The organism is Neisseria sp. 20925_1_37, from assembly GCF_041433255.1.
In the GTDB taxonomy this organism is placed as follows: domain Bacteria; phylum Pseudomonadota; class Gammaproteobacteria; order Burkholderiales; family Neisseriaceae; genus Neisseria; species Neisseria flavescens_D.
On the sequence record NZ_JAPWBC010000004.1, the window covers coordinates 36775 to 50301 of the forward strand.

General features: G+C 50.5%; 14 protein-coding genes. 9 read left to right on the forward strand and 5 right to left on the reverse strand.

Annotation, left to right across the window (positions count from 1 at the left end):
- Nucleotides 1–53: 53 nt before the first annotated feature.
- The 3 genes from O3661_RS04195 to O3661_RS04205 all read right to left on the reverse strand — a co-directional run bounded on the left by O3661_RS04195 (nt 54) and on the right by O3661_RS04205 (nt 2703).
- On the reverse strand, nt 54–581 hold the full coding sequence (locus O3661_RS04195) for a single-stranded DNA-binding protein (protein ID WP_070813743.1): 528 nt from the start codon (nt 579–581) through the stop codon (nt 54–56).
- Nucleotide 582: 1 nt separating this feature from the next.
- Entirely contained in the window at nt 583–1965 is a 1383-nt protein-coding gene (locus tag O3661_RS04200; protein WP_371492399.1) for an MFS transporter, read from the reverse strand.
- Between the two features lie 114 nt (nt 1966–2079).
- On the reverse strand, nt 2080–2703 hold the full coding sequence (locus O3661_RS04205; protein ID WP_371492400.1) for a lytic transglycosylase domain-containing protein: 624 nt from the start codon (nt 2701–2703) through the stop codon (nt 2080–2082).
- Between the two features lie 173 nt (nt 2704–2876).
- On the opposite strand from O3661_RS04205, the gene ppx reads away from it, so the two are divergent.
- The 5 genes from ppx to O3661_RS04230 all read left to right on the forward strand — a co-directional run bounded on the left by ppx (nt 2877) and on the right by O3661_RS04230 (nt 7347).
- Complete coding sequence (gene ppx, locus O3661_RS04210) at nt 2877–4385, forward strand: exopolyphosphatase (protein WP_371492401.1); 1509 nt, start codon at nt 2877–2879, stop codon at nt 4383–4385.
- Between the two features lie 87 nt (nt 4386–4472).
- Nucleotides 4473–4844: a 30S ribosome-binding factor RbfA gene (rbfA, locus tag O3661_RS04215; protein WP_003685554.1), complete on the forward strand. Its 372-nt coding sequence runs from the start codon at nt 4473–4475 to the stop codon at nt 4842–4844.
- Nucleotides 4845–4854: 10 nt separating this feature from the next.
- On the forward strand, nt 4855–5718 hold the full coding sequence (locus O3661_RS04220; protein ID WP_371492402.1) for a hypothetical protein: 864 nt from the start codon (nt 4855–4857) through the stop codon (nt 5716–5718).
- A 65-nt stretch (nt 5719–5783) separates the two neighbouring features.
- Nucleotides 5784–6698: a tRNA pseudouridine(55) synthase TruB gene (truB, locus tag O3661_RS04225; RefSeq protein ID WP_371492404.1), complete on the forward strand. Its 915-nt coding sequence runs from the start codon at nt 5784–5786 to the stop codon at nt 6696–6698.
- A gap of 22 nt (nt 6699–6720) precedes the next feature.
- Nucleotides 6721–7347: an NAD(P)H-hydrate epimerase gene (locus O3661_RS04230; RefSeq protein ID WP_371492405.1), complete on the forward strand. Its 627-nt coding sequence runs from the start codon at nt 6721–6723 to the stop codon at nt 7345–7347.
- Between the two features lie 49 nt (nt 7348–7396).
- Here the strand turns inward: O3661_RS04230 and O3661_RS04235 are convergent, their stop codons facing one another.
- The gene (locus O3661_RS04235) at nt 7397–7756 is read right to left on the reverse strand and encodes a CrcB family protein (protein ID WP_003679592.1); all 360 of its coding nucleotides are present in this window, start codon (nt 7754–7756) and stop codon (nt 7397–7399) included.
- Nucleotides 7757–7837: 81 nt separating this feature from the next.
- Nucleotides 7838–8515 carry an energy-coupling factor ABC transporter permease gene (locus tag O3661_RS04240; protein ID WP_371492406.1) on the reverse strand — a complete coding sequence of 226 codons (678 nt, stop codon included), beginning with the start codon at nt 8513–8515 and terminating at the stop codon, nt 7838–7840.
- A 164-nt stretch (nt 8516–8679) separates the two neighbouring features.
- Between O3661_RS04240 and O3661_RS04245 the strand changes: the two genes are divergently transcribed.
- The 4 genes from O3661_RS04245 (at nt 8680) to O3661_RS04260 (ending at nt 13509) form a co-directional block, all read left to right on the forward strand.
- Nucleotides 8680–11733, forward strand: a complete 3054-nt coding sequence (locus tag O3661_RS04245; RefSeq protein WP_371492407.1) for a DNA translocase FtsK — start codon at nt 8680–8682, stop codon at nt 11731–11733.
- Between the two features lie 341 nt (nt 11734–12074).
- A complete protein-coding gene (gene aqpZ, locus O3661_RS04250; protein WP_063067881.1) occupies nt 12075–12770 on the forward strand; it encodes an aquaporin Z in 696 nt (231 codons plus the stop codon).
- Between the two features lie 146 nt (nt 12771–12916).
- Nucleotides 12917–13249, forward strand: a complete 333-nt coding sequence (locus O3661_RS04255; protein WP_371492523.1) for a hypothetical protein — start codon at nt 12917–12919, stop codon at nt 13247–13249.
- Nucleotides 13237–13509, forward strand: coding sequence for an NF038104 family lipoprotein (locus O3661_RS04260; RefSeq protein WP_070826810.1), 273 nt, complete (start codon nt 13237–13239; stop codon nt 13507–13509). The genes O3661_RS04255 and O3661_RS04260 overlap by 13 nt, the downstream gene beginning before the upstream one ends.
- Nucleotides 13510–13527: the final 18 nt, after the last annotated feature.

Genomic DNA, 13527 nt, shown 5'->3' on the forward strand with positions numbered 1-13527 from the left:
AAAAGGCCGTCTGAAAGTATATTTTTCAGACGGCCTTTTGTATTGTTCAATGATTAGAAGGGAATATCGTCGTCAATATCCTCAACCGGAGCGGTCGGTTGTGCCGGAGCAGGACGACGGGCCGGGGCGGCCGGGGGTTCTTGCGTCGGGGCAGATTGGTATTGCTGTTGAGGCGCTTGTTGGTAACTGCTTTGGCTTGAATGACCGCCTTGGTTGTAGCCGTCATCGTATGGTGCGCCGCCGCTGTTGTCGTTGCGGCTGCCGAGCATTTTCATCTCATTGGCGATGATATCGTAAGCGGTGCGCTCGATGCCGTCTTTACCTTGGTATTTACGGCTTTGGATACGGCCTTCCAAATACACTTGGCTGCCTTTACGCAGGTATTGACCGGCGATTTCGGCGAGTTTGCGGTACATGGTGATGTTGTGCCATTCGGTACGTTCTACGCGTTGGCCGTTGCGGTCGTTCCAAGTTTCGCTGGTGGCAACGCTGAAGTTACAGACGGCCTCGCCGTTGGGCATATAGCGGACTTCTGGGTCGCGGCCGAGACGGCCGATAAGGATGACTTTATTTAATGACATTTTACACTCCTGTGATGATTTTTTCGGCGGCCTCTTGGTCGAATCCTTTTTGCAAGGCCTTGATATAAATGGTTTGTTTGTCTGCGCTGAAGCTGATGCTTTCGACGCCTTCAATTTCGGTCAGTTTTTGGTAGAGCAAATCCGGATTTTGTTGCCATTCGGCGTTAAGCGGATAGCTGAGGTTTTTGACGGGTTTCGGTGCCGGTAAGATGAGTGCCAATACCAGCCACAACAGCATCAATACGCTACAAAAGGTAAAAACGCCTGAAAACCCATATTTTTGAAACAATAAGCCGCCGGTCGCGCCGCCGACAAACAAGCCGACTGACTGTAATGTGTTATACACGCCCATCGCCGTACCTTTCAAATCGGACGGGGCGATTTTCGATACCATAGACGGCAGGCTGGCTTCCAATACATTGAAACCAATAAAATAAACAATCAAATAAGCGGTAATCAACCATATTGAGTGCATGCCAAACAACAAGCCGATTTGTGCCGCGGCAATGCAAATGATACCGAGGATAAACACTTGCTTGAGTTTGTTGCGCGTTTCACCGACGATAATCAGCGGCACCATAATAATCAGGCCGGTAATGGTTGACGGCAGATAGACTTGCCAGTGATGGATTTTTTCCAAACCCAGCTGCGTCATGGCAAACGGCAATGCGGTAAATAATGCCATTTGCGCCGCATGCAAGGCAAAAATGCCGAAATCGAGATTGAGCAGCTGGCGGTTTTTCAATACTTCGCCCATACGCGAAGGCTGCGCCTGCGTGTCTTCGTGCAGTTTTGACTCTTCCGGCTCCGGCGTCATCCACGCAACCACGCCGATACTGATTACCGTCAGGATACCAGTCAGCGCAAACAGGCCGGATACGCCGATAAAGCTGGCAATCATCGGCGCGAGCACCAGGCTGACGGAGAAGGTCAAGCCGATACTCAGACCGATCATCGCCATCGCACGCGTCCGCACCTCGCTACGGGTCAAATCCGCCAGCAAAGCCGTTACCGCCGCGCTGACGGCACCCGCGCCTTGAATGGCACGCGCAACAACCAACATTTGCAGGCTGTCGGCAACTGCGGCCAAGAAACTACCGGCGGCAAACACAATCAAGCCGATATAAATCACTTTTTTACGGCCGAACTTGTCGGAAGCGATGCCCAATGGCAGCTGCAACAAGGCCTGTGTCAGCCCGTAAATGCCCATTGCCATACCAACCAATGCTTTATTATCTTCCGCACCGGGCAACGAAGCGGCATACATCGCCAAAACAGGCAGCACCAAAAACATCCCCAGCATACGCAGTGCGTAAACGCCTGAGAGTGTGGTACTGGCACGCCATTCGTGCGGAAACATTTGAATGCGGTTATCTCTTGCCATAAATAATGTTTCAGACGGCCTTAAATTTGTGAAAGGCCGTCTGAAAGTGTGAATTAACAGATTTTCTGATTATACAGGATTCAAAGGAATTGCATGGGGCAAATCGCAAGCCGCTCAACCCCACTGCCATCTATTCCGCCACGCGCCCAATACAGCATTCGGATATTTGTTGCTGCCCAAGCTGCCGTTAAACCTTGCCAATGCGCGGACAATATTGCCTTTTTCGATATTGTTGTAATGGCGCAGAATAGTGCAGCCGTAGCGCAGATTGGTGCGGATATCGAAAAGGTTGTGCGACGGATTGCCGATATAGTTTTTCCAAAACGGCATCACCTGCATCAAACCGCGCGCACCCACGCCGCTGATGGCATATTGGCGAAACGCGCTTTCCACTTCAATCAAACCCAAAATCACTTGAGTATTGAGTCCGGCGCGGCTGCTTTCGTATTGGATATTGATCAGCAGGCGGCGGCGCTCGCCTTCATCGGGAATAAAGCGTGCCAATCGGGAAGACATCGCCGCCAACCAACGCTCCCCTTCCCTTGCATCGGTAAACACCAGCCGCGCAGGGCTGGCGCTATTGATCGAACTACGCATCACGGACGCCACATCATCGGCCAGCGTTTCTTCACGTTGCGCCCCCGCCCGAGCGGCCGCAGGCGTCAAAAGCATGGCTCCGCCGACTTGCAACAGGCGGCGGCGCGATAAAAATAAGGAATCTTGGTTTTCCGATTTCATGTGTTTTCTCTTTTTAGGCCGTCTGAAAAGTTCAGACGGCCTTTGATATATTTGCTTAAAATCAGCATTATAAAATACATCTATGAGCAGAATCAAAGAGCTGTATTCCTTTTATTGTCAAGTGATACCGCCTCAAGTAACATTTAGGTTTTTCTAATCAAGCGGTATTTTTTATGACCACCACTCCCGCCAACGTTTTAGCCTCCGTCGATTTGGGCTCCAACAGTTTCCGCCTGCAAATTTGTGAAAACAACAACGGCCAGCTGAAAGTCATCGACTCCTTCAAACAAATGGTACGCTTTGCCGCCGGCTTGGACGAACAAAAAAACCTGAGCGAAGCCTCTCAAGAACAAGCCTTGGAATGTTTGGCAAAATTCGGCGAACGCCTGCGCGGATTCCAACCTGAAAACGTGCGCGTGGTGGCCACCAATACTTTCCGCGTCGCCAAAAACATCGCCCAATTCCTGCCTCGTGCCGAAGCGGAGCTGGGTTTCCCCATCGAAGTCATTGCCGGCCGCGAAGAAGCGCGTCTGATTTACACCGGCGTAGTGCATACCCTACCGCCCAAAGGTGACAAAATGCTGGTTATCGACATTGGCGGCGGCTCGACCGAATTTGTCATCGGCTCGGATTTGCAACCGCTGACCACAGAAAGCCTGCCTTTAGGCTGCGTAACGTACAGCATGCGCTTCTTCCAAAACAAAGTGACCGCCAAAGATTTCCAAGCTGCCGTTTCCGCCGCGCGTATCGAAATCCAACGCATCAGCAAACTGATGAAGCGCACCGGTTGGGATTTCGCCATCGGCACGTCCGGTTCGGCCAAATCCATACGCGACGTTTTGGCGGCCGAATTGCCGCAGGAAGCCGACATTACCGCCCAAGGCATGCGTTATCTTGCCGATAGGATTATCGAAGCCGGTTCGGTTAAAAAAGCCAAATTTGAAAACCTCAAACCCGAACGCGTCGAAGTTTTTGCGGGCGGATTGGCCGTGATGATGGCCGCTTTCGACGAACTCTCACTGACCAAAATGACCGTTACCGAAGCCGCCCTCCGCGACGGCGTGTTCTACGACTTAATCGGCCGCAGCCTCAATGTCGATATGCGCGAGCAGACAACGGCAGAGTTCCAAAAACGCTACCACGTCAGCCTCAACCAAGCCAAACGCGTTGCCGATACCGCGCAAGCCTTCATGAACAGCCTGTGCCACGCCAAAAACGTAACCGTTCAAGAACTTGCCCTGTGGAACCAATACCTCAGCCGCGCAGGCCGTCTGCATGAAATCGGTTTGGATATCGCCCATACCGGTTATCACAAACACTCCGCCTACATTCTCGAAAACGCCGATATGCCGGGCTTCTCACGCAAAGAGCAAACCATTTTGGCGCAACTGGTTATCGGCCATCGCGGCGACCTCAAGAAAATGGCGGACATTATCGGCGACAACGAAATCATGTGGTGTGCCGTATTGTCCCTACGTCTGGCCGCCCTCTTCTGCCGCTCGCGCCTGCCGCTCGATTTACCGCCGCAAACCCAGCTTCGCATCGATGAAAGTAACCACAGCTTTATCTTGCGCATCAACGCCCAATGGCTGGAGCAACACCCCCTCATCGCCGATGCGTTGGACTACGAAAGCGCGCAATGGCAAAAAATCGATATGCCTTTCTCGGTTCAAGCACAATAAACCGCGCTCCGTTATAATAGGCAGCTGTTCAAAATCCAAACCGCAGGCCGTCTGAAAACGACAGCCTGCCATACATCAAGGAAAACCATGAGAAAACCCCAACGCGGCTACGCCCGCCAAGACCGTGTCAAAGAACAAATCATGCGCGAACTGGCCGAACTCGTCCGCACCGGCCTGAAAGATCCGCGCGCAGGCTTCATCACCATCAACGAAGTCGAAGTCACCCGCGATTACAGCCACGCAACCGTGTTCTACACCGTCCTCGACGACAGCACACGCGACATCACCGAAGAAGCTTTGGAACACGCCAAAGGCCATTTGCGCAGCGAATTGGCAAAACGCATCAAACTCTTCAAAACGCCCGAGCTGCACTTCAAATACGACGAATCGTTGGAGCGCGGCATGAGCATTTCCAGCCTGATCGACCAAGTGGCGGCGGAAAAACCGGTTGAAGATTAAGAAATCTATGATGAAAAAATGGCTTGTATCTATTTTATTTGCAACAGCGTCCTATGCCTTTTCCACGCCTTTATCTTTTAATTGGAAGCAAAATAAAGCCGAAGTAACAGAGATAACTGATATTCCATCTGGCGTGACAGAAACAAATGATGTTTCATCCAACGTGATAGAGTATAGGTATTTCATTCAATTAACCAAACGGGGAATAGGCAACTTTGTACTGTCTTACGGCAACCGTAATATTATTTCTATCAATGATTACAAACCTAGCGAAGAAGATGTACTCTCTTCACAAACTCTGCCACCCCTTGTTTTACTAATTAATCAATCAGGACAAGCTGTTGATATTATCAACTGGAAAGATTTTTACACTCAATCAAAGAAAATAAGCCTTGAGAAGAAAAGTATTAGTAAAGATGACTTGGAGGAATTAAACAATCTAGAAATACAAAATGCCATAAAACAAAAAAAGATGGACAATCCATGGAGTTACTGGATATGGCTTTGGGCGGATATTAACCCTGACAAACTACCTGCCCCATCTCAGAAAAATTTTTCTATCTTAGGCATGCCGTATATTCAAACAAGTTCTTATCAATTGATAAATCAGACTGATCAAGAGATAACATTACGATACCAATCTCAAGTTAATATAGATCAGACTGCTGATATCGGCAACGAAAGCTTCTTGAAAACAGATAAGGTAACTACGAAAGAACTGATAGATGCAGACCAACTTTTCAAAAGTGTAACGGTAACCGCAACATTGGCAAAGCAAACCATGCAACCAAAATCTGTAGAGGTTTCTGAAGTTTCTTCATTTCCATTTATAAAAATCAAGCGGACAACTTATCGCTTTAAATGGTTCAACTGATAATAAAATGCCGTCTGAAAATATAAAACTCTTTTTTCAGACGGCATGTTCCTTAAAAAAACGCTATGACAACCAAACCCACCAAACGCCCGGTCAACGGCGTTCTTCTTCTCGACAAACCCGAAGGACTTTCCAGCAACACCGCCCTGCAAAAAGCGCGGCGCTTGTTCCGTGCCGAAAAAGCCGGGCATACCGGCGTACTCGATCCTTTGGCCACGGGGCTTCTGCCCGTCTGCTTCGGCGAAGCGACCAAGTTCGCCCAATATCTGATTGATGCCGACAAAGCCTATACCGCCACGCTGAAACTGGGCGAAGCCAGCAGCACGGGCGATGCCGAAGGCGAAATCATCGCCACCGCACGCGCCGATATTTCATTGTCCGAATTTCAAACGGCCTGCCAAGACTTAACGGGCGATATCCGCCAAGTGCCGCCGATGTTTTCCGCCCTCAAGCACGAAGGCAAACCGCTGTACGAATACGCACGCAAAGGCATCGTTATCGAACGCAAAGCGCGCGATATTACGATTTACTCCATTGATATCACTGAATTTGATGCACCCAAAGCCGTGATAGACGTACGTTGCAGCAAGGGCACTTATATCCGCACCCTCAGCGAAGACATCGCCAAACACATCGGCACATTCGCCCACCTGACCGCCCTGCGCCGTACTGAAACCGCCGGCTTTACCATTACCCAAAGCCACACGCTCGAAGCCTTGGCAGAATTGGACGAAGCCGAACGCGATGCCCTGCTGCTGCCTTGCGATGTCTTGGTGCAACATTTCCCCAAACTTGAGCTAAACGACTACGCCGTTACCATGCTCAAACACGGCCAACGTCCCCAGTTCACCGAAAACATTTCCACCGAGCAGCCCATCCGTGTATACAGCCGAGACGGCACATTCATCGGACTGGTGGAATATCAAAAAGAAATAGGCCGTCTGAAAGCCTTGCGCCTGATGAATACCGCCGACAAATAACTTCCTGCAAAGAGAGCCGATCATGAAAGTCTATACCGCCGCCCAGATGCGCGAACGCGAGCAAGCAGCCGTCGATAAAGGCACGAGCTTCGACCAACTGATGGAAAATGCCGGCAGCTCTGCCGCCCGAGACCTCATACAGCGTTATCCTCAAGCCGGACGCGCCCTGATCGTTTGCGGCAAAGGCAACAACGGCGGCGACGGCTTAGTCATGGCAAGATATATGCAGGCGCAAGGATGGCACATCGATATTCTGTTTTCACTCGGAGAAAACCTCTCCCCCTTGGCTCAAACCAATCGCGAACGCCTCAATGGTTTACCCCATATTGAATTGATATCCGTCCAAGAACTGGAAGGCCGTCTGAAAAAAGGTTACGACATCATTATCGAAGGCATATTCGGCACAGGCTTCAGCGGCGCACTTCCATCAGAAATCGCCGCCCTCTGCCGCCAACTCAATCATTCAGACGGCCTGAAAGTCGCCCTCGATATTCCCACCGGCCTCAACTGCGACACCGCCGAAGCCGATCCCGACACATTCCGCGCAGACCTGACCTACACCTTTGCCGCCTACAAACCGGCACATTTAAGCGAGTCCGGCAAAACCTATTGTCAAGAAACCGTCTGTTTGCCTATTGGCATTGATTAAATTCCTATAAAAAATAACAGGGTGCAAAATTGCACCCTGTTATTTTTGTTTACTTCCAAATCTGCGCCAATTTAATCCCCAGTGCCGTCAAACCAAACGAACCGAAAACATGCAGACAGGTTGCCATCAAAGCCATGCCCCAACGTTGCGCCTGCATCAAACCCACCATCTCCACTGAAAAACCTGAAAATGTGGTCAAGCTGCCGAGAAAGCCGGTAATCCAAAGCAAACGCCATTGCGGATCGGTTAAGAGTTCCGCCAATACGCCGATCAGCAGCGCGCCCAGCCAGTTTGCCGCCAATGTACCGATAGAAAAAGGCGCAGAAGACACCAGCACCAAGCCAAACAGCCAACGCAATACAGCCCCGACAGCGGCACCGCAAACAATGGGAAAAATATAAGCAAACATAATAAGTTAAACATTCAATTCAAAAACAGGCCATCCGGTCATTTAGGCCGTCTGAAAACCAAGTAAGGATGCCTTCATATCTTATTGCCAAATCTTAGGCGCGGATTTCAAATACCTGTCATCATCGAAAGTACAAATCCATTGCGGCTTGAGCGCGATAAAAATGGCTGTTGAAATACCGCTCAAAAATGCTTCCGCCCAAGCGATTAAGAAGAAAACAGGAAAAGCGGTTTTCCATAATACCGTCGTATCAAATACATCCGCCCAGTCCAACAAGCCGACCAAAATTACGCCGGTAAACACCATTCCGACCGCCGCAGCCCAAAAACCATTCAGAAAAATAAAGATAAAGATATTGGCAGGCAAACGCGACACCCAATGGCGGAAACCCAAGTTCACCAACAAAGGCGGAAGCAATACGGACAAGGCGTTGATGGGGAACATATGCCAATCGCCCCAAAGCCACAAATACGGAAAAAATAGTAAAACGCCAAGGCAGAAAGCAGCAGAGGTGCCCAGCATTAAAGCCGTCAGGCTCAAGGCGAGCAAATGATAGCTCATGCCGGCCAGTTGTCCGCTTTCCGGGGAGGCATTCAAACTCCAAGCCAGCGGCAACATCACGGCAGCCACCAAAAAAGCGGAACGATGCTGCGATACCGACACCCATGCCTGCTTTGCACACAAAGCAAAAATCACCAGCAACACAGGCCATGCCGCCATCACAACACCGACGGGAAACCATCCGTTTTGAAAAATCATCATCTCATCCGCAAAATGTTCAGACGGTCTATTATACGCGTCTCAAGCCATAGCTTTGACAATCCTGTCTGCCTTTGCCGTTAAAGCTTGTTTCGGCTGGTTTTGTTTACCCGAAAAAAGCGTTAGAATAACGGACTTTGCCGTTTAATTAAGGGGATGGACGCATGCTTTGGACAATATTGGCTTTAATTCTGCTGGCTGTCATAGCCGGCTTGTTCTGGTGGCGCCAGAAACAAGAGCAAAAGTGGCGCCAAGAATTGGCCCGACTCAGTGGCGACGAACAAGAAATAAACGAAGAAGACAGCTCGGTCGGTTTTTCCGACCAACTGGACAGCCTGAAACGTTTGTTCAGCATGAACAAGCGCACTGCCGACAACCATAAAATTGCCCGTATCCGCCTGCTTTCCGCGCTTGAACACAATAAAATGCAACGCGCCGAAACAAACGAAGAGCACGCAGCAGAACCAGTTGCCGAAGAGCCGGAACACATCGCAACAACCGAAGAAGAAATCAAAGTTGCGCCTAAAACCCGCAAATCTGCCAAACCGGAACGTATTCCTAAAATTACGCCGTTTGCACAAATGGAAACGCCCGAATACAGCCCGTCTTTGGTGCAAAACAGTAATTTTGAAGAAATCACATTAGAAGAAGCCACCCGTTCCCTGCACGAAGCAGCGGTTGAAGAATGGAACGAGCATTTGGCCGAAAAAAATGCGCCGATTTACAAAGACGAAGTTGAAACTCCATTGTTGCGCGCTTCGTCCCTGCCGATGACAGGCATGGAAATCATCGACTACAACGACCCTATCCTGCGCCGCACACGCGAGCGTGCCTTGGCGCGTGCCAATAATGTCCGCGTGGCAGAAGCCAATACGCCGCATATCGAAACCGTTCAGACGGCCTTAAGAACTGCCGAAAAAGAAGCCATCCTCCCCTATACTTCCATGCAGGCATTCCCTTCTGAAATCCAAGCCGAAGATATTCACGACAACCTTGCCCGCCGTACCGCCGCACGCCACAAACTGGCTGAGGCCGTCGCCCCATTGCGCGACTACTCTCCGCGCACCATCGAAAATGACGAAATTCTGGCCAACTTGGGACAAATCAGCCGTCCTGCCAGCCTGCGCCGTCAAGTTCGCCATACCGAAGCGGCCGCCGAAAGATGGGCGCGTAAACGAGCTGCCACGGAAGCTGTTGCACCACAACCTGCCACACTGGCAACACCGTCCCGTCCGAAACCGGCTGCTCCTGTTAAAAAATCCCCTTATATCTCCCGACCTGCCGCACCAAACGCAACCGTAGTCGAGCCGCCTGCCGTACCGGTTGTCCCTATGGCTAAAACCGATATTCCCGAGCTGCCCGTTTTCCAAACCTCGATTGCGCCGATTGATATCCCCGATCCGCCTGCTTTTGAACATAAAATCCAAGTGCCGATTTTTGATTCGCAAGTCAATGCGCACGTTAGCAATCAGCCTGAACGCAGTATCCGCGATTATTTAATCAGCGAATCTGCCGTCGAAGAAACAGAATTCGATGGTGAGCCGGAAGCGCCTGTACAAGCGGAAGCAGAAGCTATTCAAGCGGTTGAAACCATTGAACCCTTTGAATCTGTTGAAACAATCGCAAGGCCGTCTGAATATACACAGACAGTCGTTGAAACGCCTGTTCAAACCGTAGAACCAAGCATTCAAGAGAGTACGCCAAGTGTAGCTATTCCAGCTTCGGCAACACTTACCGAGGCACACCTGCCGACTACTGCCCTGCTTCTGCCGCCACAGTTTGACCCAAGCGCCTCGCAAACTGAAGAACAGTTGCTGGAAAACAGCATTACCATCGAAGAAAAACTGGCCGAGTTCAAAGTTAAAGTCAAAGTGATGGACTCCTATTCCGGCCCGGTCATTACGCGTTATGAGATTGAGCCTGATGTCGGCGTACGCGGCAGTGCCGTTTTGAACCTTGAAAAAGACTTGGCGCGCTCGCTTGGCGTGGCTTCCATCCGCGTGGTGGAAACCATCCCCGGCAAAACCTGCATGGGCTTGGAATTGCCTAATCCGAAACGCCAAATGATCCGCCTGAGCGAAATCTTCAATTCGCCTGCGTTTACCGAATCCAAATCCAAACTGACCCTCGCGCTCGGCCAAGACATTACCGGCCAGCCTGTTGTGACAGACTTGGCCAAAGCGCCGCATCTGCTGGTTGCCGGTACGACCGGTTCGGGTAAATCCGTGGGTGTGAATGCCATGATTCTGTCCATGCTCTTCAAAGCAACGCCTGAAGACGTGCGCATGATTATGATTGACCCGAAAATGCTGGAATTAAGCATTTACGAAGGCATTCCTCACCTGCTCGCCCCTGTCGTAACCGATATGAAGCTGGCCGCAAACGCGCTGAACTGGTGCGTCAACGAAATGGAAAAACGCTACCGCCTGATGAGCTTTATGGGCGTGCGCAACCTTGCCGGCTTCAACCAAAAAATTGCCGAAGCCGCCGCTCGTGGCGAAAAAATCGGCAGCCCGTTCAGCCTCACGCCTGAAGACCCTGAGCCATTGGAAAAACTGCCGTTTATCGTAGTCATCGTAGATGAATTTGCCGACCTGATGATGACCGCCGGTAAGAAAATTGAAGAACTGATTGCCCGCCTCGCCCAAAAAGCACGCGCAGCCGGCATCCATTTGATTCTTGCCACCCAACGCCCAAGCGTGGATGTCATTACCGGCCTGATTAAAGCCAATATTCCGACACGCATTGCCTTCCAAGTGTCCAGCAAAATCGACAGCCGCACGATTCTTGACCAAATGGGCGCGGAAAACCTGCTCGGCCAAGGCGATATGCTGTTCCTGCCGCCCGGCACCGGTTATCCGCAACGCGTACACGGCGCGTTCGCATCCGATAATGAAGTACACCGCGTAGTGGAATACCTGAAACAATTCGGCGCGCCTGACTATATCGACGATATTTTAAGCAGCGGTTCGACCGAGGACTTTACCGGTGCCAGCCGCAGCAACGACAGCGACCTCGACCCCATGTATGACGAAGCCGTTTCCGTTGTCTTGAAATCGCGTAAGGCCAGCATTTCCAATATCCAACGCCAACTGCGCATCGGCTACAACCGCGCCGCCCGCCTGATTGACCAAATGGAAGCCGACGGTATTGTTTCCCCGGCGGAAAACAACGGCAACCGCACCATCTTGGCGCAAAGCAGCGACCATCTGGATTAATTTATCCTCGCTTAAATCAAGGCCGTCTGAAAACTTTTCAGACGGCCTTTTAAAATCAGATAATGGGTTCAAAGATTCCGATTAAATGAATAATCTGTAAATAATATTACCAACAAAACCAAATGCTTTTGCATTAACGGCATTTGCTCTACTATTAAATAAACCCAGCCTCAATAAATAAAACTCGACCTGCAAGATATATCCCTCTATCCATTTGTCGCCATTTTCAGACGGCCTTTTGTCAAGACCGGAAAAAACAGGTAAATCTGTTTTTCGATTAGAAACAATATTATTATGATTCATGCCTTCGGCAACACCCCACCCTTTACGAGGAAAAACAAATGAAAAAATATTTTGCAGAATTTTTCGGCACTTTCTGGCTGGTATTCGGTGGCTGCGGCAGCGCAGTTTTGGCAGCAGCCTACCCAGAACTTGGCATTGGCTTTGCCGGTGTCGCTTTGGCATTCGGTTTGACCGTACTGACCATGGCTTACGCCGTCGGCCACATTTCCGGCGGCCACTTCAATCCTGCCGTTTCCGTCGGCCTTTTCATCGGTGGCCGTTTCAACGGTAAAGACCTGTTGCCTTACATCGTATCCCAAGTTATCGGTGCGATTGCCGCTGCAGGCGTTCTGTATCTGATTGCTTCCGGTAAAACCGGTTTTGATGCTGTTGCTTCCGGCTTTGCCAGCAACGGTTTCGGCGAGCACTCTCCTAACGGTTACGACATGATGGCCGCTTTGCTGATTGAATTCGTACTGACCGCATTCTTCCTGATCATCATCATGGGTTCTACCGACAAACTGGCTCCGGCCGGCTTCGCTCCTATCGCCATCGGCCTGGGTCTGACCCTGATTCACTTGATCAGCATTCCTGTAACCAATACTTCCGTTAACCCTGCACGTTCTACCGGTGTTGCCTTGTTCCAAGGCGGCTGGGCTGTTGAACAATTGTGGTTGTTCTGGTTGGCTCCTATTGCCGGCGCAGCAGTTGGCGCTGCTATTTACCGCTTCGTTTTGGCTAACGACGACAAATAATCTTGACGGAATGACATTCCCGGGGCGGCTGACACTCTAAACTGACCGCACCAAGCTGCCGAGATACAAACGCACCGCCTGACGCAGACGGTGCGTTTGTTTTTGCCATGTTACAATACTTCCTTTTCCCATATTCTCAAACCATCATGCAAACCTTACCTTTTCAAACCGATATCGCTGACAGAATGCTGGTCAATACCGAAAACGAAACCATTCATCCCGATGCCGTATTCGTACAAACGCAAAACGGCTACTGGATTGCTTGGCACGACCAACAAGCTGCCCTGCTTGCCCCCGACACACCACCCGATATTCCCTGCTTTTGGGTAGAAGGCACAGAAAGCTTGGAAGAGCTGGTAAGCATGGTAGAAAATGGTGAATTTGACGAAGTTGAAGAATTTGACGGCGATGATGATGCTTGGCAAGAAGCACTAGGATGCGACCATCATCACGAAGGACACTGCGGATGCAGCCATTGAGATGCACAAAACGCCTGCTTCCGGCACTTGCCCTTTGTCTGACGCTTAACGGCTGCGTTGTAGGCGCGGCTGTCGATTTAGCCGCCACAACCGTCCTGACTGCCGGGAAATTAGTTGTCAAAGGAACGGGGGCAGTGATTGATGCCGCCATTCCTGACGGCAAAAAAGACAAGGACAAAGAAAAAGAAAAGAGCAAAGAAAAGCCAAAATCGGAAGAAATCATCCACAAAGAAGAATCATCCGATGAAGTAACGCAATAATCCTTCAGACGGCCTCGG